General features: G+C 62.8%; 18 protein-coding genes. 5 read left to right on the top strand and 13 right to left on the bottom strand.

Features of this window, described 5'->3' with window-relative positions; genetic code table 11:
- The 4 genes from pglZ to IPV10_RS13690 form a co-directional block, all read right to left on the bottom strand.
- Window positions 1–1,585, bottom strand: a 1,585-nt coding sequence (gene pglZ, locus IPV10_RS13705; RefSeq protein ID WP_207484745.1) for a BREX-1 system phosphatase PglZ type A, incomplete at its 3' end; no start/stop codon positions are given.
- On the bottom strand, window positions 1,582–2,628 hold the full coding sequence (locus IPV10_RS13700; protein ID WP_207484744.1) for a YhcG family protein: 1,047 nt from the start codon (window positions 2,626–2,628) through the stop codon (window positions 1,582–1,584). The genes pglZ and IPV10_RS13700, both read right to left, overlap by 4 nt.
- Window positions 2,621–3,583 (bottom strand): BREX-1 system adenine-specific DNA-methyltransferase PglX, encoded by a 963-nt coding sequence (locus IPV10_RS13695; protein ID WP_242684981.1) that lies wholly within the window; start codon window positions 3,581–3,583, stop codon window positions 2,621–2,623. The genes IPV10_RS13700 and IPV10_RS13695 overlap by 8 nt, the downstream gene beginning before the upstream one ends.
- 100 nt (window positions 3,584–3,683) lie before the next feature.
- Window positions 3,684–4,901: a site-specific integrase gene (locus tag IPV10_RS13690; RefSeq protein WP_207484742.1), complete on the bottom strand. Its 1,218-nt coding sequence runs from the start codon at window positions 4,899–4,901 to the stop codon at window positions 3,684–3,686.
- A gap of 131 nt (window positions 4,902–5,032) precedes the next feature.
- Here IPV10_RS13690 and IPV10_RS13685 point away from each other — a divergent pair, with 131 nt between their 5' ends.
- Window positions 5,033–6,127, top strand: coding sequence for an Eco57I restriction-modification methylase domain-containing protein (locus IPV10_RS13685; RefSeq protein ID WP_207484741.1), 1,095 nt, complete (start codon window positions 5,033–5,035; stop codon window positions 6,125–6,127).
- 18 nt (window positions 6,128–6,145) lie between these two features.
- Here IPV10_RS13685 and pglX read toward each other — a convergent pair whose 3' ends face one another.
- The 9 genes from pglX to IPV10_RS13640 all read right to left on the bottom strand — a co-directional run bounded on the left by pglX (window position 6,146) and on the right by IPV10_RS13640 (window position 16,930).
- On the bottom strand, window positions 6,146–8,677 hold the full coding sequence (gene pglX, locus IPV10_RS13680) for a BREX-1 system adenine-specific DNA-methyltransferase PglX (protein WP_207484739.1): 2,532 nt from the start codon (window positions 8,675–8,677) through the stop codon (window positions 6,146–6,148).
- Window positions 8,678–8,686: 9 nt separating this feature from the next.
- Window positions 8,687–12,217, bottom strand: a complete 3,531-nt coding sequence (gene brxC / locus IPV10_RS13675; protein ID WP_207484738.1) for a BREX system P-loop protein BrxC — start codon at window positions 12,215–12,217, stop codon at window positions 8,687–8,689.
- Window positions 12,214–12,822 carry a DUF1788 domain-containing protein gene (locus IPV10_RS13670; RefSeq protein ID WP_207484737.1) on the bottom strand — a complete coding sequence of 203 codons (609 nt, stop codon included), beginning with the start codon at window positions 12,820–12,822 and terminating at the stop codon, window positions 12,214–12,216. Before IPV10_RS13670 ends, brxC begins: the two co-directional genes overlap by 4 nt.
- The gene (locus IPV10_RS13665; protein WP_307861139.1) at window positions 12,819–13,436 is read right to left on the bottom strand and encodes a DUF1819 family protein; all 618 of its coding nucleotides are present in this window, start codon (window positions 13,434–13,436) and stop codon (window positions 12,819–12,821) included. Before IPV10_RS13665 ends, IPV10_RS13670 begins: the two co-directional genes overlap by 4 nt.
- A gap of 85 nt (window positions 13,437–13,521) precedes the next feature.
- Window positions 13,522–13,719, bottom strand: a complete 198-nt coding sequence (locus IPV10_RS13660; protein ID WP_207484735.1) for a helix-turn-helix domain-containing protein — start codon at window positions 13,717–13,719, stop codon at window positions 13,522–13,524.
- Window positions 13,720–13,815: 96 nt separating this feature from the next.
- On the bottom strand, window positions 13,816–14,958 hold the full coding sequence (locus IPV10_RS13655; RefSeq protein ID WP_307861138.1) for an alpha/beta fold hydrolase: 1,143 nt from the start codon (window positions 14,956–14,958) through the stop codon (window positions 13,816–13,818).
- On the bottom strand, window positions 14,955–15,860 hold the full coding sequence (locus tag IPV10_RS13650; RefSeq protein WP_207484733.1) for a DUF6545 domain-containing protein: 906 nt from the start codon (window positions 15,858–15,860) through the stop codon (window positions 14,955–14,957). The genes IPV10_RS13655 and IPV10_RS13650 overlap by 4 nt, the downstream gene beginning before the upstream one ends.
- A gap of 113 nt (window positions 15,861–15,973) precedes the next feature.
- Window positions 15,974–16,438, bottom strand: coding sequence for a hypothetical protein (locus IPV10_RS13645; RefSeq protein ID WP_207484731.1), 465 nt, complete (start codon window positions 16,436–16,438; stop codon window positions 15,974–15,976).
- Window positions 16,439–16,498: 60 nt separating this feature from the next.
- Complete coding sequence (locus IPV10_RS13640; RefSeq protein ID WP_207484729.1) at window positions 16,499–16,930, bottom strand: hypothetical protein; 432 nt, start codon at window positions 16,928–16,930, stop codon at window positions 16,499–16,501.
- Window positions 16,931–17,270: 340 nt separating this feature from the next.
- Between IPV10_RS13640 and IPV10_RS13635 the strand changes: the two genes are divergently transcribed.
- Genes IPV10_RS13635 through IPV10_RS13620 form a run of 4 tightly spaced genes read left to right on the top strand, consistent with a single transcriptional unit; the run spans window position 17,271 to window position 20,240 of the window.
- A complete protein-coding gene (locus IPV10_RS13635; protein WP_207484727.1) occupies window positions 17,271–18,356 on the top strand; it encodes an ArdC-like ssDNA-binding domain-containing protein in 1,086 nt (361 codons plus the stop codon).
- Window positions 18,353–19,270 (top strand): bifunctional DNA primase/polymerase, encoded by a 918-nt coding sequence (locus tag IPV10_RS13630; RefSeq protein ID WP_207484725.1) that lies wholly within the window; start codon window positions 18,353–18,355, stop codon window positions 19,268–19,270. The genes IPV10_RS13635 and IPV10_RS13630 overlap by 4 nt, the downstream gene beginning before the upstream one ends.
- Before the next feature lie 29 nt (window positions 19,271–19,299).
- On the top strand, window positions 19,300–19,875 hold the full coding sequence (locus IPV10_RS13625) for a DUF2637 domain-containing protein (RefSeq protein ID WP_207484724.1): 576 nt from the start codon (window positions 19,300–19,302) through the stop codon (window positions 19,873–19,875).
- Window positions 19,872–20,240: a hypothetical protein gene (locus tag IPV10_RS13620; RefSeq protein ID WP_207484722.1), complete on the top strand. Its 369-nt coding sequence runs from the start codon at window positions 19,872–19,874 to the stop codon at window positions 20,238–20,240. The genes IPV10_RS13625 and IPV10_RS13620 overlap by 4 nt, the downstream gene beginning before the upstream one ends.
- The last annotated feature ends 28 nt before the right edge of the window (window positions 20,241–20,268 follow it).

Here is a 20,268-nt window from a genome sequence, read left to right as displayed (position 1 = left end):
CAGAGCCGAGGATTTTCGTCCGGTTCGCAGTGCCGTCCGACTTCTGTCCATCGACGAGCACGGGATCGCCGTTGGGCGAGTGGGCCAGCGTCTGGTTCGGCAGCAGAGATGCCATCCCCAGCTGGGTGTAGCTCGGAAGCACACCCAGCATCGCTTCGATCTTGGCTTCGAACTTGTTCTCGCCGCGAATGCTCGACGTGAGTTCTTCAGCAACCTCGTACCGCAAAGCATCCGAGATGACGACGACTGCCTTTTTGCGGCCCTTGAGGATCTTGGCCACGTAATGCTCGTAGAACGATGATTGCGAAGGGACGTTCAGGGTGCGCCAGCGCTCGACCCCGTCGACCTGCGCCTGCCAGCTCACGCCGAGTTTCGCCAGGAAGTCTGTGACGTATGCGTTCTCCACGAGGTCACCCAACGCTACGAGCGGCTGTTTGAACTCCGCGGTCAGGTACGCATGGGTGAACAGGCGGTAGAGCTGATCGATGCGGAACCACTCATTGCGATACCGCGTCAGCCCGTCGTCGAAGGATGCGATCTCAAGTTTCGCAGTACGGATCGCCGGGATCAGTTCTGCCGCGGCACTTAGTCCGTCGTATAGCGTCGCGTAGTCGTCGGACCAGAAGCTCTCGCGGCGTCGAGCGCTGATCGTGTCGAGGACATCTCGCGTCGACATGCTTTGCGACGCGACGCTCTCGACGAGGCGGTGGATGACTTCACGCTCGGATGCCTCAAAGACGTCTGCGTCTTGGAGCGTCTCCCAGGGCAGCTGCGTAGCGACGTCCTTGTAGTTGAGGTCGTCTTCGATCTTCCGGGCAAGTACCTTCATCGCGGGTGCGCTCCGCTTTGAATCGCGGAAGCTGCGGAAGTCGATGGCGAGATTTCGCGCCTTGTTTGAGGAGGCGGTATCGAAGCCCTCGGCGGCGCGTTGGAACATCCAGAGCGCGAAGCCCGCGATGGTCGGCGCGTCCGTTGCATAGCCGTAGATGTGCTCGGCGCCGCCCCAATGGAAGTCTGCGAGATCGTGCTTCTGAAGGGCATCCACCCCGGCAGTACTGCCGTCTGCGTACTGGATGAGCAGCGCGCGCGTGAGCTCAGAGAAGCTGTGCTCCTTCTGCCCTAGCAGGGCCGCGCACATCTTGGCACGCACGACAGTCGGGTCGTCTCCAGGCGAGAGCAGTGCTCGGAACCTAGACACCAACCTGTTGTCCCCGAAGAACCTGGAATGCTGCGCGACGAGTTCGGCGGCACCCGGTCTGGTCAGGCCGAGGGTCGCCCCCATGAGCGCGCTGCGGTCCGCGGTGAAGACGGGGCCGTTCGCGAGTTCAAGGTCCAGCAGCCAGTTCCCCACACCCTCGGGCACCCTGCCGGTGCGATAGACCAGGAACTTCGACACCCTGTCCTCGCGCAGGATCCGATGTTTGAGGGCGAACTCATTGTCGGCAACGCGCAGCACCGTGACGCCGACGGGCACCTGACCGTCAAGCTCGTCGGCATAGCTGCCGTCAGCGTCGTGCCACACGACGATGCGCGCACCCTCGAATCGGGCCGCGAGATGATCGGCAATGGTTGGCGTCTTGCTCATTCGTCTTCCTCATCGTCTCGGCCTGGACCGAGCGCTCGGCGCGCGACCCGTTCCTGGGCTGCGCGGTAGATCTGTGCAATGCGCTGCTGGAGCTCCTCCTTGGGCGGGAGCGCCGTCCAATACTCCGCCACGACGATGCCGTCTTTGTGCATCTCGAGCAGCTCGATCTGCTCGCGACTCGTCTCGGTGCACAGGATGAGTCCGAGCGGCGCCTCCTCGTCGTTTCGACGCTCGTAGCGATCGAGCCACTTCAAGTACAGATCCATCTGCCCCTTGTATGCGGGACGGAACTTGCCGACCTTCAGCTCCACCGCAATCAAGCGATGCAGAGGTCGGGAGTAGAAGAGCAAATCGAGGTAGAAGTCGTCGTTGTCGACGGTCATCCTCTTCTGCCTCGCCACGAAGGTCCAGCCGTTGCCGACTTCGAGGAGGAACGCCTCCATCTCACGGATCAAGGCCTCTTCGAGGTTGCGCTCCGCGAAGGTGTCTTTGAGCCCGAGGAAGTCCAGGAAGTAGGGGTCACTGAAGGCGTCCAACGGCACCGCGGATCCGCCAGGAGTTTGAGCATTGGCGATCTCCCGGCGCTCGAAGCCCTGACGCCCAATCAGCTCGCGGAGGGCGCGAACGCTGAGTCGCGCGTCGAGCGTCTGCTGGATGTAGAAGGCTCGCGCCTCGTCGGAGTAGACAGGAAGGAGTGCTTTGAAGTGCGTCCAGCTCAGTTGTCGCCCCAGCGAGGCGACAACCTCGGAATCCGGGAAGACCTGCGAGAACTGCACCATGCGATACAGGCTGCTGCGGTTAAAGCCTGGCCCATAGCGTTTCGAGAGTTGTCGCCCCAGCGAGGCGACAACCTCCTCCGCCTGCGGACCGCGAGCGCCGCCGAGAACCTCCGTGTGGATGACGTTCCCGATTTGCCAGTTCATCAGCGTCAACGCAAGGTTCGCTTGCACGGCAACACCGGCGCGGGCTTCCTCGATCAGCGACGAGACCCGATCGAACAGGTTATCTGCGCTACCTGGAGCGATTCGCTCAAGGTCAGCCATCGCTCGCCTCCAGGCCCGTGATCTTCTTCACAGCCGGGTAGAACTTCGGGTAGTTCACCCTCACGCCGTCGTCAAGGTCGATCGAGAGCTGTTGGGTCGCGAGCGGATAGAGCACGTCGTGCTCATAGTCGCGTAGCTCGGCGAGCACCTTGCGGAGCCGGTCGGCTTCTTTCTGATCCTTTGCTGACCTGGCAGCGACAGCGGACGATTCAGCCTGTTGGAGAGCGACGGTGAGCTTGGCCTCGTACTCGCGCAGGTACTCGTTGAGGACCGTTGAGACCGTCGACGGCGTGTAGCGGTGCAGGTAAATCAGCGCGTTGAACGATCCTCTCGGGCTGGAGAACATCCAGTAGATCGGCCGCTTCTTATAGCGCTGCACGTGATCGTCGTAGAACTTCGACTTGCCCGCCTTCGTGATGAAGTAGTCGCGCAGCGTCTTGACCCCCAACGACTCCTCTACGAAGCGCAGGTTCTCCTCGAAATGTTCGGTACCGAACGCCGTTCGGAGGAACTGTCGGAAGCGCTCGACAATGTCGTCTTCGAACCATCCATCGTCGACGAAGGGGATGACGTTGTCGACGTCTGGCATGAACGTCGGCGAGGGAACGTTTGCGAGGTAGTCCTGAATGGTGGATCCCTGATCGCTGAGGATCAGCCCCGGCTCATCAAGGCTGTACCTCCCGAGCATGCAGCCGACGGCATACGAGATGAGATCCACGATGGCTGATTCCGTAAAGAGAGCATCTCGTTCCTCGGGGGTCTTGTTTGGCCAGCGGAACGCAGAATTGTTCGTGAGTGAGACGCGTTCGAGTGGAACATGGGACGGAACCTCGTCTTGGAGGTCATATAGCTTCGCGACGGCTTCGTTGTTCTCGATCTCCAGCCGTTGCTGAGCGCGCGAACGCTCGGCCCACTCTGCCCGGTGCTGCGCAACCGTCTGTTCAAGCGTTTTCACTGGCTGTCCTTACGAGAGTTCGTTGGAGTGTCAGCCTTCCCCCTCGAGTCCGCCCGAGCATGGGGGTAGCCATCGGGGTAGCCGATGTACATCCCCAAGGTTATCGTCCGAGTCCGACAACGTCCGCGGACACGACTAGTGCCGCCCGAGCTCGCGCCGTATCAGAATGCAGATATGACTGCGTGCTGAGCACTGAGGAGTGTCCGAGGACGGCCTTGATTGTGGTTTCGTCGACTCCGTTCGCCAGCATCAGCGTGGCCGCTGTATGCCTCGCCTCGTATAGCAGCGGGCGCCGGGTGCTGCCGTCGGGGAGCGTAACTGTCACCTCGGCTGCTTCCGCGATTTCGTACCACTGCCGACGGTCGACCTCCGGCGAACGTGGTGTGCCATCGTCGCGAGGCCAGACAAGCGCGCACGGCGATGACGGTGCGCGGTCGGCCCAACTTGCGAGTGCTTCCACGAGCCAGGGGACGAGCGGAACGACGCGACTCCCCGCGCGGGTCTTCGGCCGAACGAGATGGTACGCGCCATGGAGCTGGCGGGACTCGAACCCCCGCGGGATCCGGAACCCGCTCTCGGGCTCGCGAAACGCAGCGTACGGCAGCGCCTTGAGCTGCCAGTCAAGGGTCACCGTCGCAGACTCAAGATCGACCATGTCCCAGGTTAGACCCAGTGCCTCCGCGGGCCGCAGGCCTTCGATAAGCGCTGCGACCCATCGCGAAGCATCGGGACGGGTGAGCGCAACCGCGAGTATTTTCGCCGCGGCATCCACGCTCAACGATTGTCTCGGTGAGCGCCCGCTACCCAGACCGTCCACCTCACGCGCCCGTTGGGGCACCTGGTAGCCCTCAGCAACCGCGTCGGTGAGGATCTTGCTGAGCACCATATGTGTGCGCTGGATCGTCGACAGGGCAAGCCCGGCGGTCTCCTGCGCCGACGTAACCTTCCGAATGTCGGCGGGTACGAGAGAATCGAGACGCACGTGCCCAATGGTCGGCACAATCCATCGGTTCACACCGGAGCGATCTGAAACGTAGGTGCCAGGCCGCACGACCCGTTGCCGTTGATCGAGCCATCGATCGGCCCATCTCTTGACCGTGATGGCGCCGTTCATGTGCGCAGTTGGCCCCTCCGCAGCAATCCGCTGCTGTACCTCGGCGAGACGCTGACGAACGGCAACGGCGGTGCGCGCCTTCACTGTGATACGCCGTCGCACGCCGCGCTCGGTCCACCCGGCCTCGATCGAGGCAACCCACTGTCCTCGGGAATTCTGGTAGATCGATCCGGTACCCTTGCTGCGTTGCGTGCCCTTCGGCATGACACCATGATAGAAATCCAATCTTGGTTCGGGTAGCCATTCGGGTAGCCATTCCGCATCGGCTTCCAAGCTACGACGCGACGACGCCGCATGGTTGAGTCACGCTTTCTCTGTCGACCGCAACACAGTTCATGAAGGACGAGTACCCGGATGTCAAGCAAGACCTCTACGGGGCGTTCGTGGTCCGCGGGATCGAACTCGCAGACCGCCGTGGGCTACTCGCCATCGTCATTGGCGACACTTGGATGTCCATCAAGTCGTTCGAGGCAATGCGGTTGCGGCTGCTCAACGGCCACGCCTTCGACTCCTTCGTCCACATGAGGGACGTGTCCAACCACCCTGACATCTTCGGAGCCAACGCGGCGTTCGTTCTGTCGATGTCAGGCGGCCGCGACCGCCACGCCCCGTTCGTCCGCCTAACGCCACTCGGTGCAGAACGCAAGGAGCAGGATCTGCGGGTCGCACTAGCCCGACGGACCCCCGACGCAGGCTTCCACCTCGCGTCTAGCGCTGACATCGCGGCCATACCGGGAAGTCCGATCGTCTACTGGCTCAGTGAAAAGATGCGGGCGGCCTTCAACATCGGCCGACCGATGAGCCGGATCGGTAGCCCCAAGGCGGGTATGCACGGCGGGGACGTCAATCGGTTCGCGCGTCGCTGGTACGAGGTGAGCGAACTGCGGAGCATCCGCGACGCAATGTCAGCCGCAGAAGTCCACAACACCGGCCGGAAGTGGGTCGGCCTCAACAAGGGAGGCTCGTTCCGGAAGTGGTATGGGAACCAGGAGTACGTTCTCGCCTTTGACATCGAGAACTACGAGATTCTGAAGGTCAGCGGCAACAAGCTGCCGTCACGCGACTTCTATTTCCTCCCGTCAGTCTCCTGGTCGAAAGTGAGCAGCGGTTCGCCGGCCTTCCGCATGTACCCGGAGGGGTTTGTCTTCGACGTGGCGGGAACCCCGGTTTTCGGGGGCGAGGCCGATCTCCTTGACATCTGCGCTATCGCGAACTCGGAGCCTGCAAGGCAGTTGCTGGAAGCAATGGCGCCGACGCTCAATTTCGAGATTGGCCAGGTGGCATCCCTGCCTATCCTGAGTACGGAAGACCTTGACGAGCGGCGAGCTCGGACCAAGCGCCTCATCGCCGAATCCAAGGCGGATTGGGACTCAAGCGAGACTTCGTGGTCGTTCAGGGAGAATCCTCTGGTGGCTCTCGCCCGGGGCTAGTGACCGGTGCCGTTACTGTCACGCCAGTGCAACCAACGGGTTTCTCGCGAAGTCCCAAGATATCTCCTGGGAGTCCCAATCAAGCTTTGAACCCGAGACCAGTTGCGATGCAAGCTGACTAGCGTCAGGGGATTCGACGTCGCCGAACGGCAGGTCGGCGATCATTCCGGTCTGCACATTCAGCGTTGAACCCGTCGCTGAAAGTACGAGCGTTGCGGTCGCCGAGTTCAGCGGTCCCAGAAGCCGGAAAGGATCGCGGCCGAATATCGTTGGGGCGGCGTCGTTGAAACCGAATCCTTGTGGACGCCAACGGAAACTTGTTTCGCCCGATCCGACTTTGCCCCAGGCGACTCCCTCCCTGAACATGAACTGGGTGTTCTGTGGGCGCGACTTAAGTGAGCCGTCCGGGTTGGTGTGATTCCTAATCCTGTAGCCGTCGTTCCCCCAGTCCATCACGTAGGAGCACCCCGCATACCACTTGCGGAACTCTCCGGCCTTGTCGGTCAACACCCACTTCTTGGACTCTCCAATCTTGCGGCGCTCAACTTCCCAGTGAAGCCGCAGGAATATCTGATCATCACGGGTCCCAGGGCCAGCTTTGGCTTGGTAGCGCGATGCGATCGCTGGGTGAGTGAAGACGGCCCGCATCTTTTCACTGAGCCAGTAAACGATCGGCGAGCCGGGAATGGCCTCGAAGTCGGAGTCCGATGCCAGGTGCAAGCCCGCGTCCTTCGTGCGCGCTTCGAGGGCCACGCTCAGCGCGGATACCTTCTCGGCTTCGGACGTCCCATCAACGAGGCGGATGAAGACTCCAGCCCGCGTGCGAGCAATGCCTCGGGCATCTGGTGGCACGTTCTCCAGGACGAACGCCGTCGCGGAGACGACGTCACCGCCGATCGCGTCGAAGGCGCGAGCACCAAGGTGCAGCATCGAGGCGAATCGTTGATTCGTCAGGAGCGCGGCTCGAAGCCTCTCGTATGAACTCAGGAACATCCACGACTGCATCGTGATCATCGCCACTGCTCCTCGCGACCCCGCGAGCTTGGTGCAGCGTTCGATGAAGGCTGCGAACAGGTCCGACTTGCTGTTTGGGTACTCGTCTTTCATGAACTGTGAAAGGAGGGCGTTCATCTGCTTCCCACCCATGTACGGCGGGTTCGCAACCACCACCGCGTATCTCGCGGAGAGCACCTCCACCTGCCGCACGAGCTTCCATGCGCGCCCTACAGCATCTGCGAACAGCAAGGAATCAGCCTCGGCGAAGTGCTCAAGCGAATCGGCCACGACCCTCAACGGCCCTGAGTCGGGCTGGATCAGAGATCCGAAGGTATCGGCATGCTCGAACTGGTTCCAGAACACGTGATCTGGCGACCCGTGGACCACGTCAGCAGTAAGAATCTGGATCTCGTCGGCGCTAAAACTGATCGGCTCGATCACGCAGATCGACGGCTTGATGCCACGAGCAAGGAATCGGCGGTCGTTCGCCCGAGCTTTCATGGTGAGTGCGAACGCGGCAAGCGCACCAGCGCGCGGATCGATCTCGGTGCCGTGGATGTTGTGTGTGAGGATCAGGCTCGGAATCTCGGAGGGGGCATAGCCCTCTTCTTCGTAGATTGCGTAGAGCAGGTCGAAGGCGTAGGTGAGCATGTGACCCGAGCCGCAGGCTGGGTCGATCACGGTCAGCTCTTCCGGCCCGGAGAGCTTCAGGAAGTCACTCTCCTCGTCGACCGGTGCGATGTAGTAGTCCATGCGGTCGGCGAGTCGAGAGGCTGGCCTGTTGAGCATCCACAGCCTGCCGACCGAGTTCTCGACGAGGTAACGGACGATCCAGTGCGGGGTGAAGAGCTGCGTCGCGGCAGGGATCTCGTCGGCCCCAGCCTTCTTGTTCTTCTTGAACCCGGCGAACACCTCGTCCTTTCGCTCGGAGATGTAGAACTGGTAGAGCCAGCCGATGACCTCGACGTCGTCGCAGACCTCTTCAGTGAGCACGTTACGGGCACGGGCCACGATGCCGCCATCGGCAAGCAGGCCCGCGGGGACCAGCAATTCGGTGTAGTCGCCTTCGCGTTCGAACATGAACGGCATCGACTTGTGCCAGTAGCGGCAGTACTCGGTGAGCAGCAACGCATATGCTTCGCCCTCCGCATCGGTGCTGCGGCGAGTGCCATCGAGCAGGCCGAGAATGGCGCCCCGCGTGGCGGAGCTCGTGACGACATCGGCGTCGATGTCTCCGCGCTTCGCATCGGCAAGAATCTCGGGCTGGCCGTGTACTTGGGCTTGCGCGGGCGAGACGATCCCAGCGCCCGTGTATCCGCTCGCGTCCATGAACCGCAAGGCGATGAGTCGGTTGAACCAGGTATAGGCGACCTTGTCGATCACGTGCTCATGGCCGTGCTCGGCGATCTCGGTTTCGAGTCGACGCACCGTCTCCGCTCGCTCAGTTCGGGCGACCGATCCGGGGGCGAGCACTGCCGACGCCTGCGCCGAGACCGCAGCGATCATTTCGCGGCGAGCAGCTTTCGCAAAACTCTCCAGGGCTTTCGTGTCCATGCCTGTTCCTTAGAGCGTGATGCGCTTGTTGTCGTTGATCGTGTAGACGAGTAGCGCACGAAGTTCGCCGAGGTACGCGTTGATGTCATCCTCGGTTTCGAGCAGCCCACCGGCCATGGGGAGCGAGAGTTTCTTGATCGAGATGCTCTGCTTGGGCGGGACGGGATCGATCGACGGCGTGTCCGGATCCACCGAAGGATCAACAACCTGCTTCAGCTGCCTGGTCGATTCCAGCTCGTCCAGGATGGCCGGGTAGGTCGTGTCAGCGAACTGCGCCGCGAGGTTGCGGATCGCGGGGATTTGCGTCTCCTGCTGTACCCGCGCCAGTACGGCCTTTGCTTTGCGAGTCACAGACTCCCGAGAGGTCTCGGTCGCACGCTCAAACGCTGCGCTGACCGGCACCTGCTTCCAGTAGTCGTTGATCGATCCGATGGCAGCGTCGCGCTCCGTGGAAACGATGGTGTCCAGCTGCGCCTGTAGATCGGCGATCGCAGCTCCGAGCTGCGTCGTCCTGTTGCCCCGGAAGATCTGCGGATCCTCGAGTGCGATCTCGACTCCGTCCGAAACACTCGCAGTCAGGAACGCAAGGTTCGTGCGGTTGAGCTGCATGAACTTTGTCGCGTTGTCGTAGATGCTGCGCTGGTTGCCATTCAGGAACGCCTTGATCGGATCGATCGCGTTGTCCTTCGCATCCAGCAGTTCGTCGACATTGGCGCCAGCCTCGTTGAAATGCTCCAGGAACCAATCGGCGTTGTTTGCCGTCAGTTCGCTCAGCAGTCGGATCGGTTCGTCCAGCTGATCGATGAACGGGTACGCAGCTGCACCGGACCGCAATGCCTTCAGCTCGACGAGCTTCGATTCGAGGTGTTCCTTCCCGACACGGCCAAGTTCAGCCGCATCCTTCGTGAGGCTTCCGTCGTTGGTGAACTCGATGACGAACTTGCGGAAAGTGTTCACGATCTTCTGGTCATAGACCCGCTGCGGAGCGACGACGAGGTTCGGGTATCGCTGCGTGTTGCGCAGAGTCCCGGTGATCTCGGTGCGAGCGAGTGTTTTGCCGTCGAGCTGAAGCTCGATCTTCGACTGTCCCGCGAGGTGGGCCACCACCGCAGCGATCGACCATTGGTCCCAGCCAAAAGGCTTGGCGGAGTACCGGTCGACGAGCTGCTTCATCGTGACCATCTCATGCCGCTTGCCACGCATCTCCAGGTGCCCGAGCACATCATCTGCGGGCACCTCTAGGATGCTGAGGCTCTCATCGAACATCCCGTCTGCCGGGTTTACCAGTCCGTTGAGACCCTGCTCACTGAAAGTCTTGCCACCCAGCATGCTCAGGTTGGTGTACGTGGCCGCAATGACCTTCGCGAAGCCGTCATTGATTCGAGTCTGTGCATCGCTGGCGGTGACATCGATCACTGCGGCATTGTGAATCAGCGTCGCGCTGCCGACCGCAGTGCGGAGCCTTTCGACGATCTCCTTCTCGCGCTCTGAATTCTGAGTGCCCTTCTCGCCGAGGATACGGGTCTCGATCGCAGTGCGACTCGAACCCTGTGCACGCTTGACGTACTTCTCGGTCTTCAGCAGCAAGCGAAGATCCGCGAGGATCCGATTCGCCTCGGCCGGGAGAACAACGCGCAGTTCATCGAGACCCGCGCTGTGCGCCTTGATCTGGTCCAGGCTGAACTCGGTCTCGGGACTGGTGAAGTGCAGCGCCAGCTCGTACTGCTTGCCATACGGGGTGCCATCGAGCTTGTAGCCGAACGGGAAGTTCTGGCCATTCTTCGCGACCGTCTTCGTCGTCTTCACGACCGACTCGGCGAGAAGCTTGTTGAGCTTCGCGGAGACCTCGGAGTTGTCGATGTCGACGTCCTTGATCTCCTGCTCGATCTTCTGCTCTTCGTTCGTCAGGTAGTCGTACAGGTCGCCATTGCGCTGAATGTAGGTCTGCGCCTCGAGCGCGTTGAGGGCTTCGTTGACGTCCTTACCGAGCTGGATGAGATCCGTACCGAAGCGGTCGTAGACCAGGACCGTAAGATTGCGGGCCGTGGCCTTGAAGCTGTCGACGTACTTGACCAAGAACAGCGCCTTCAAAAGGCGCACCGCGAGCGCGCTGAGCTTGCCGCTGCCGGTGGCGCTCTCGGCGTTGATGATCGCCCGCTGATTTGCGGATTTCAGTGAGGCACGGATGCCCTCGAACATCTGGTCGAACGATGCCAACGATCCGAGCGGCCGATCGGCAAGGTGGGTTGCAACCTGCTGCACGACGCCGAGCATCGACCGCTCACCGACGGAGCTATTGCGTCCTTCAAAGATGTTGTGGTCGCTGATGCCCTCGATCGCGGCTTGGAAGAGAGGGAACTGGTACGTCACGAACGGGTACGTGCCGACGAAGTGTGACCCGTCGCGATAGTTCGGGTAATGGCGACCCTCGACGAAGTCGAACAGAGTCTTGAAGTTCGCGTGCTCGGCGTCGTACACCGCGGCGACCGCACCGGCAGCGGCATCCGTCTTCGCGAGAAGACGCTTGCGGATGACCTCTTCGACGTCCTGGCTGGTGAGCTTGAGCCGGTTCTTGAAGCGAGCCTGGATCTTGGAGAAGTCGTTCGCCTGCTGCTTGGTCCGGTCGCCGCCGACCTTCTCCATGTCCTCCTGCGACGTTACGAAGATCCACGCCCGTCCGTTGCACTTCGTGGCAAGTGACTCGGCGATGGTTTGCAGGTTCAGCATGAGCTGCGTGTTCGTGCCGATGAACTGGCCGACCTCGTCGACGAAGAAGTTCAGCCGGAAGCCTGCTGGTTGCGTTTCAAGCCACGCCGCGACCTCTTCGGCGAAGTCTTCGATCGACACCGAGTAGTTGGCACTGTACTGACGGATGATGCCCGGGCTCTCCGCGCCGTTCACCTCAGCGAAAGCCTTGTCGATGTTCCCTGCTTCGAGCGCCGCCTGTTCGCGACCCCGCACCCATTCGATTCCCGCAGCGCGCGCGAACGCCGCTTTGAAGTCGTCATACTGGCCACGCGAATCAAGATCCCGCTCGAATCGAGCGATGTGGCCCTGGTTGCCGTAATACCCCCGCGCTTCATCGAAGATCTTCACGAACACCTTCAACAGGGCATCGTTCTGATCCTTGGAGATCAGCGTTGCCTTCTGATCGATGTTGAACAGGAGGCTGCGCGAGTGGATCCGATCGGCCTTCTCGATCAGCGCGGGCAGGAACGCGTCGTCAGCCTTGGAGCGGAACTGCTCAGACACGAGGGCGCGTGGGTAGTCATGGCCCTCGATGTCCCCAAGCAGGTGCGCCAGCATCTTCAGCAGGTGCGATTTACCTGACCCGAAGAAGCCCGAGATCCACACGCCGTTGGCATTCGTGTAGTTCGTGTACGCCTCAAGCACATGCTCAAGTCCCTTGGCGGCTTCATTCGTGAGGACGTACTCCTCGACCTCTGTCGCGAGATGCGAGGTGTCATCCGCCTTGATGACACCCTCGATAGCACGCCCGATCGGCTTCGCGAAGATCTCGTTGATCACGGTTGCACTCATGCTTCTTGCTCCAGAATGTCTTTGGCCCGGTAGTAGCTGTCACTGGCGCTGAGATTCAGCGCACGCAACTGATGGCCAGCCGTCTGTGTGAACTCGTACGTGCCGGGGAACCACGCAAGCATCGGCCGCCCCACCACAACGCTCTGCAGGTTCTCCAGCACCGTGTGGGTGCGGATGAAGGGGAAGACCTCGCCAAGCCCGGTGAGGAAAACGATGTCGCTCGACTGACCCTGCAAGCGAGCACGGATGGCGGGCGCGATGTGATCGTGCGGGTCGAGCATCCCCTGCAGCACCTCACGGAACTCGCCCTTGTCCATCGTCGGCTCCAGCTCGACGATGCGCTCCCAGACGCCTCGCTCGGTGAGGAGCTCAACGGCGAGATCGTACAAATCGATCTGGGCGACGGTGAGTCCGTCGTCACTCTGGAGCTTCGTCCGCACCCGGTCCCGCATGCTCTCAACGTCGTGCGTCCACGAGGGCGGGAAATGGTAGATGAAGAAGGGGACCTCTTTCGAGAGCCCCTCCATCTTCAGGAATCGCTCGCTTCGGAGCACGTCGTAGACATGCCTCTCGTCGCTCTGCAAGCTGCGCTTCTTCTGTGTCATTGCTCAGCCCCTGCGGATGTCGTCGTCGGGAAGAATCTGATGTCGCTCGGGGTACGCCTGTTCAAGGTGTCAATGACACGCTCCGACATCACCGCGGGAACGAGGTTTCCGCTCTCCGTCAGCAGCCCGGCGTCTTGCAGCATCCGGAATACGTTCTGACGTAGCTTCATACTCGTTGATGGCTTCAGCGCGTTCAGCTCGGGATGCCACAAGCTCTTTCCAACGAGGAAGCGATCGAAGTCATCAGTGCTCAAGCTCGGCGTCATCAGCAGGAACCGTTCGCGGACGACCTCTTCGGCGAACTCTCCGATAAGACCATACCGACGGCATGCTGCGGCCCACATCAGGATCTGCTGCTCACTCGGGCCAGCGTCAGCGAGCAGATCGATCTCGGCGTCCGTCAGCACGGATAGCCGCTGGACCGTCTCGCGGATCACCCGCACGCTTGAGGAGGAAGTGCGCGCCTGCAGAACGTTTCGCTCGACGGCGATCTTCCTCACCTGGCCCCAGTCGCGCTCCGCGAGGTAGAGGGATGAGAGCACGGCGGCTTCACGCATCAGGAGACCACCGCTCGTGAACGACAGCGCATAGCGCTCGGGTGAGTCAGCGAACACGGGACCTCCTCTCGATTTTGGGCAGTGGATCAGGATACAAGCGAGCACCGACATTGCCGCGGGCTGCTGTCGATTGAACAGTTCGTCAGGGGGATTCAGCGTCGTCTGGCGCGGCGGCTCCACCGCGGCGCACCCAGTCGTCGACCTCGCTCGCCTGGAACTTCCAGAGGCGCCCGATCTTGTGCGCGGGCATGCTCTTCTCGGCGATCCAGGTGTAGACCGTGTCCTTGGTGACCCCAAGGTGGGAGGCGATGTCATCGGCAGACAGCCACGGCTCAGTCACTAGGGTCCTCCCTCTCGACCCGGTGGGCCGACGTTCCCGATGATATCGGAGCAATGCCGGGTTGATGAGGGTTTTTCCGGGTGTGGCCGCTCTATGTCAGTCAGCCTCTCGCTTCGACAGCCAGGAGCTCACGGCAGCCCGCCACCGCTTGGGATCCGAGTTCCAGGCAAGCGTGTGCCCCGCGTCGAAGGACACCATCTCAACGAGGTCGGGCCGTCGATCGCGGAGCGCATCCGAGACACGAATCGGAGCCGAGTCGTCTCGGCTGCCGTGCAGGATCAACGTGGGTACGGAGAGTTCTCCAGCACGGTCGATCCAGTCCATTTCCCGAAGCGCGATGCCTCCCTGTAGCCCGGCCATGCGGGCGAGTGGATCAATCGTCCACCACGGTGTAGCGAGATGGCCCACCACGACAGGAAGACCGCTGCGCACGCAGTTGGCCTTGATCACCTCGATCCAGCTGAGAACTGGAGAGTCCAAGACCAGCCCCGCGATCACGCCGCTGGAGCGCATCCGATCGGCTGCTCGTAGCGCGATGGCCGCACCCATCGACCACCCGAACAAGACGATCCGTTCGGCGCCGTGCTCGACGGCGTACTCGACCGCAGCCTCAACATCGTCGGCCTCGGAGTACCCGAGTGTCGAGCGCCCGGTCCCGGTCCGCGGCCCTTCGCCATCATTGCGGAAGCTGACGACGAGCGAGGGGTAGCCAAGCTCAATGGTCACCTGCACGCCACGTAACGTCCCTCGTCGGCTACTTCCCATGCCATGGATGTGGAGCGCCCACGTCGCCGAGCTCTCCTTCCCCTCCACGAGCCATGCCGGGGCTGGACCCGCAGGCGTGTTAATGGACACGCCAAGGACGTCGAGGCCCGCCGCCGCAGGGCTGTCGAAGTAGATCCCGCTCCAAGAGAAGCGAGACTCCGGGGATGGGAGAGTTTCGGATGCGGCATCCGTGATGACGCGAGCGATTTGGCCGGGTCCGCGATCGATCACCTCATTGGAAACGCGCACCCACTCCCCTGTCTCGAACCACAGGCTGTACACGCCTCGTGCGGTCGTCGCACGCGTGCGATCGAGAACCAGCAGCCGACGATCGCCGACGACCTCGATATCTCGAAGTATCAGGTCGAATGTCCTGGGTCCGACCGGCGCAGTCAGCTTTCGAGCGATGGCCCAACCGAGGCCGAAAGCACCCGTGGTCAGCAACGCCGCGCTTGCTGCGATGGCGCGCCTCACGTCTGCTCCTCCTCGCCTGGAGACTGCCGAGCGCTGGCCACAGGCGCATGAGCACCACCTGCCTCGCTCCCCAGGAGGTGGCGTTCAGCTTGCTCCAGCAGGGTTTGCTCTGCGCCTGTGACGACGAATGCGACGCGAGGGTCGAACATGGCGTCGCGAATCTCGACGATCTCGCGGTGGAGGTGTCCTTCGGGGTCTCCATCGCTGGATCCCGCGGTGCGCGCGGGGCTCAGCCCCGGCCGAACGCGCACCGCCCGATGCCAGAGCGGGTCGAGCCGTTGCAGCATTTCAGTCGTACGTGCGCGACGGGACCGATCCTGAAGGTTGCGGACCACCGGCTGCCCGGCGAACCCCGCACACAGGAAGAGGAAAGCCAGGAGAGACAGTGACCCGTACGCGGAGCCGACGGAACGCATGAGTCTCAGATTGCCGGTGAGGTGTGCGAGGTCCATGATCAGCACGGCTGCGCTGAGCGAGATGCCCGAAGTGGAGCCGATGACCAGTAGCGACGCAGGAACCCGCTGCACCCCGCGACCGATGCGGAACTGCCTGATCGCCAGCGCGAGCATCGCTCCGAGGACGATCCCGCAATAAGTGAATCCGAAGATCGAATAGGCCGCCGCCCACGGCTGGCCACCGAGGTCGATCATGAACGTGGTCGTCGTCGTACCGCGGTCTATGAGGAAGAACGTCGTCGTCGTGCCGACGAGTGCGATGATCAGCGCGGGTCGACCGACGGCCGCGCGCACCATCCGAGGGCGATACTCGCCAGCCTTCATCGCTGCCCGTCCGAGAAAGAAGAGCCCGGTCATCAGAAGGGCATCCGAGAGGAGCGTCGCGAGGTTCATCGCCCCAAATAGCCGATCGACCATGACGTAAGCCACATCGACGTTGAGGGTCATCGCGACAGCGATCGTGAGTGCCGCGTACGTGATGCTGCGGTCTGCCCTTCGGCGGCGAAGGATGAGCAGGCTCGCCACGAGCGCCCACAGGAGCGCCGCAACGAGAGTCTGAATCATCCGAATATCTCCGAGTATCGAGACTCTGCGAAGACGGATCCACGGATGCTCGCCGCAAGCCGATCTGCCAAGGATTCGGCGGCAATCTCCGTCTCGGTGTCGAGATCTTGACGCTTGAGCAAGCGGGCCCTGGTGCGCGATGGGATGTCGGGCAGGAGAGCGTCCGCGACAGAACACTCGTCGCCGTCGCAGTGCCCGAGGAGAACGTGAGCGAACTCATGGAGCACGAACTGCTGACGGTGCAGCACAGAGTCGGTGTGCGCATGAAGGATGACGTCTTCCACCTCGTTGGTTAGCCACACCGCGCAAACGCCGTCGTGGGCGCCGAGCTCGCTTAGTTCGACGACGCGGAGGCGTCGCCGACGACGCTGCCTCACGGCGCCCAGCAAATCATCGAACGTGAAGACGCGGCCCAGAGCGAGATCCGTGATGGCCGTCGTCACGGCCTGTTCAATATTCACGGTGTGCTCACTCTCTTCGAGGGCATCTACCGGCGCCTACTCCGCTTCGGGGGGACGTCGTCATTGCTCGACTGTGTGTGCCATTTCCTCATCCAGGAACTTGCTGATGGCTTGGAGTGCTCTCGGCGAGATATCTCCAAGGGTGCGAGCCGCGTAGGTCTTGACCTTCGCAGCGCGCATCGAGCGCACAAGGTCAAGCTGCGCGCTAACTTTTGCCGGGACCGCGGCCCCATCCGTACCCAAGAGGAAGTCGGCGTCGACGTCAAAGAATGCCGCCAGCCCCTCAAACACCTCTGGGTCTTGCACGTACCGGTGGCCATTCACCATGTAGGTCCAGCGCGATCTCGACAGATTGGTGCCGCGGTCACCCAAGTAGGTGGCAATCTGCGAGTACGTCGGTTCAGCACCAGACTCGGCGATCGCGACGTCAAGCAGCAGCCGCAGGCGTTTCGCGAGATCCGCTGCCGCATCCTTGCTCTCGTCTTCGGTCATGCTCGCTGACCTCCTTTGTGCATGCTCAATCTACCCGTTGAGCATGACCAAATCAACAGTTGCGCATGCTCAACGTCGATGTTAGAACTGAAACCTCAGACCATTTGAGCATGCTCAACGCTCGTGATGTGGCGTGACTGCACTCCTGCTCAAAGGGAGGCGAACCATGCCCAGAACCATGACGATGACGATTGCGCACTCTGCCATGCTCGCGGGCGACGAGCGTGCGCGAGCCGTGCGGCCGCATCCCTCATCGTTCTCTCGCGGGCGCCCGCGCCCACCTCTCTGGTGTGTCGCCGCGCCTCTCCCGGTCGTGGCGTCCCCGAGAGGAGACCGTCCGATGGTCGCGACCGAAGATCGCCGCGCAGCGCGCGAAGCCAAGCTTGACGAGGTCCACGAGAAGCTGGCGGATGCCGTCGATCGACTTGTATCTGGGGACGACTGGGCGAAGGCGCTCACCTTCGCGGCCCGTTTCCGCAGCCGTTCCTTCAACAACACCTTGCTGATCTGGATCCAGCATTCCATGGCGTACGAGGCAGGACTCGTATCGGAGCCGATGCCGTCATACGTCGCCGGGTACAAGCAGTGGCAGCAACTGGGCCACCAGGTGGAGAGGGGCCAGCCCGGCTATCAGATCCTCGCCCCCGTCACGGGGCGCTTCGCCTCGCCGAATCCATCGGATCCGGCATCGTGGCGGCGACTCAATCGCTTCGAGAAGCCGCGTCCCGGCGAGATTGTGCGCTCGAAGATGATCGGCGTTCGCCCCGCGTACGTGTGGGATGCCTCCCAGACTTCCGGTGACGCGCTTCCGACGCCGCCCGCGCCGACTTTGCTGAAGGGCGAGGCTCCGCCTGGGCTCTGGAATGGCCTCGCACGGCAGATCCAAGCGGCCGGGTTCGCTGTTGTCGACGTCGCGCACGAGGGGATGATCTACGGCGCGAATGGCGTCACCGACTACACCGAGAAGACCGTGACCGTCCGAGAGAACATGGATCCCGCGGCCCGTGTGAAGACTCTCGCTCACGAACTCGGGCATGTGCTCATGCACGGCCCTGATCAGGATGTGGCGAGACGGCATCGTGGTATCGGCGAGGTGGAGGCCGAGTCGGTCGCGCTCATGATCGGTGCCGCCCACGGCATGGACACCAGCGGCTACACGATTCCGTACGTGTCGACGTGGGCTGCGCAGGTCGATGGACAGGAGCCAGCGGAGATCGTGCGCGCGACAGGTGAACGGGTCCGCGCCGCTGCGATGAAGATTCTCGACCAGCTCGACACCGAGATGCTCGGCGACGGTACCCCGCCAGGACTTGAACGTGCGTCGACGCGGACCGGTGCGCCCATCTCGAACCGCGCGAGCCATGCACCGGTGGCCTCGACGGACGCGCGGCGTGCGGCTCTGACCGAATCGCGGACGCTGCGATGAACGCCGCCGCGTTCGCTCAGACACTCGATGGCTCGGGCCGCGGGCTCTCGGCAGCTGAGAGCGCGCTCGCTTACGCGGCTCACGGCATCCCCGTGTTCCCGTGCGCTGCGCGCGGGAAGCGCCCCGCGGTGGCTGGAGGATTTCACGCCGCCAGCACGAACCCTGTGCTGGTGCGACGATGGTGGACGGTGGTACCCAGCGCGAACATCGGCATCCCGACCGGCGCCGCATCGGGCCTCGTCGTGGTTGACGTTGATGTGCACGGCCCCGTCGATGGCTACGAGGCGTTGGATCTCGCGCGAGCCGAAGGTCTCGTGGACGGCTGGACTGCTGCGGTGAAAACCCCGTCTGACGGTTTGCATCTGTACTTTCCCGCGGCGAGCGGGTCGGAGCAGCGGTCCTGGCAGTGCGCACGAGCGGGCATCGACTTCCGCGGCGACGGCGGTTACATCATCGCTCCGCCGTCAAGTCAAGTGATCGACGGGCGTCCGCGGCGGTATGAGGTCCTTCGGCTCGCCAGTGAAAGCGTGCATGGGTTCAACGCGGAGCGACTTCGCGACTTCCTCGATCCTCCCCACAGGCTGGATCAGGCCCGTAGCGGCGAGTCGGCGATCCGATCGGGCGATGTGCAGCGTCTCGCCGAGTGGGTCGCTCGGAGGCAGGAAGGCGAACGTAACCACGGGGTCTTCTGGGCGGCTTGCCGGATGGCGGAGCAGAGTGTCCCTCCGTTCGAAGCGCTCGATGCGCTGACGGCGGCCGGTGCGCAGGCCGGGCTCACTGAGCGCGAGGTGACGACGACCGTCCGCTCTGCCTACCGAAGTGTTCAGGGCGCACCGGCCAGGCCGTTAGCTCCTGCGTCGTCGGCGACACCACACAGGCCATCAAGCGGCACAGAGTCACGGGCACTGGCATGAGGAACATCGGGGGGCGACGAGTGGCCGTCATGACAGCCGTCGCGGGCACGGTATTCATCGCCGCCGGAGCGTTCTGGTTGTCGTTCACCTCGCTTGCGGACCTCGCCGCGCGCTCAGGAATCGGCGACGGACAGGCGTGGGCATGGCCGCTCATCGTCGACGGGGTCATCGTCGTCTCGACTGTCGCCGTCGTCGCCCTCGCCGATGCACGAGCCGCCTGGTATCCATGGACGCTCCTCGCGGGCGCTGCGGCAGTATCAGTGACCGCGAACTCGCTTCACGCCGTCGTCGCCGCCGATTCAGACGTGCCCGGCCTCCTCGCCGCAGCCGTCGCCGCCGTGCCACCGGTGGTCTTGCTTGCGATCACTCATCTGACGGTGCTCCTGATCCGCGCGCCAGAATCCGTAGTTCCGAGCGAGTCGGTGACGTCGGTCTCGCCGCAGGAGCGCGCAACGGCATTTCGGGCGGACGGATGGTCGAACAAGCGGATCGCCCGCGAGCTTGACGTTCACCCGTCGACGGTGGGCCGTTGGTTCGCCAGCACACCTATCGAGCAGGAACGGATGGACGCCGCATCCGCCACATCCGAGGAGGCACCGTCATGAGCGAGATCGAGAACGAAACGCCGCGCAACGTTGATCGAGACGACGATGGTGTCGCAACCGCCCCCGAGGCCGTCGAAGCGACAAGCGTGCGCAGTCGCCGTCGGTGGGCGGTGGTGAATCCGGCGTCGTACCGCGGCCGTGGCGTCGAGTGGGTGCGCCCAACGGATCTGATGGCGCGCAGCGGTTCCCGCGTGGCCGGAGCGGGGATCAACTTCCAAGCCGAGCTTCATCGACGCACTCGCGATGCCGCAACGACCAGCATCCGCGGCATCGCGGAGCGAGCCCGACGACTCTCACCCGCCTCCGCGTTCGGGCACGGCTCCTCTCGACGCGGGACAGAGCGCAGCGCGGTCGGCGCCGCCTGAACCACACGCTTGAGACAACCTGATGGGA

Source organism: Microbacterium sp. SD291, assembly GCF_017355365.1.
In the GTDB taxonomy this organism is placed as follows: Bacteria; Actinomycetota; Actinomycetes; order Actinomycetales; family Microbacteriaceae; genus Microbacterium.
The sequence above is the reverse complement of the archived record's forward strand: the minus strand, read 5'-3'. Positions and strand labels throughout refer to the sequence as shown.

Bases quoted from the DNA above. Each gene is read 5' to 3' on its own strand.
- IPV10_RS13700 (WP_207484744.1), bottom strand. From the start codon at position 2,628: ATGGCTGACCTTGAGCGAATCGCTCCAGGTAGCGCAGATAACCTGTTC.
- IPV10_RS13690 (WP_207484742.1), bottom strand. From the start codon at position 4,901: ATGCCGAAGGGCACGCAACGCAGCAAGGGTACCGGATCGATCTACCAG.
- IPV10_RS13685 (WP_207484741.1), top strand. From the start codon at position 5,033: ATGAAGGACGAGTACCCGGATGTCAAGCAAGACCTCTACGGGGCGTTC.
- pglX (WP_207484739.1), bottom strand. From the start codon at position 8,677: ATGGACACGAAAGCCCTGGAGAGTTTTGCGAAAGCTGCTCGCCGCGAA.
- brxC (WP_207484738.1), bottom strand. From the start codon at position 12,217: ATGAGTGCAACCGTGATCAACGAGATCTTCGCGAAGCCGATCGGGCGT.
- IPV10_RS13670 (WP_207484737.1), bottom strand. From the start codon at position 12,822: ATGACACAGAAGAAGCGCAGCTTGCAGAGCGACGAGAGGCATGTCTAC.
- IPV10_RS13650 (WP_207484733.1), bottom strand. From the start codon at position 15,860: ATGACCCTCAACGTCGATGTGGCTTACGTCATGGTCGATCGGCTATTT.
- IPV10_RS13640 (WP_207484729.1), bottom strand. From the start codon at position 16,930: ATGACCGAAGACGAGAGCAAGGATGCGGCAGCGGATCTCGCGAAACGC.
- IPV10_RS13635 (WP_207484727.1), top strand. From the start codon at position 17,271: ATGGTCGCGACCGAAGATCGCCGCGCAGCGCGCGAAGCCAAGCTTGAC.
- IPV10_RS13630 (WP_207484725.1), top strand. From the start codon at position 18,353: ATGAACGCCGCCGCGTTCGCTCAGACACTCGATGGCTCGGGCCGCGGG.
- IPV10_RS13625 (WP_207484724.1), top strand. From the start codon at position 19,300: ATGACAGCCGTCGCGGGCACGGTATTCATCGCCGCCGGAGCGTTCTGG.
- IPV10_RS13620 (WP_207484722.1), top strand. From the start codon at position 19,872: ATGAGCGAGATCGAGAACGAAACGCCGCGCAACGTTGATCGAGACGAC.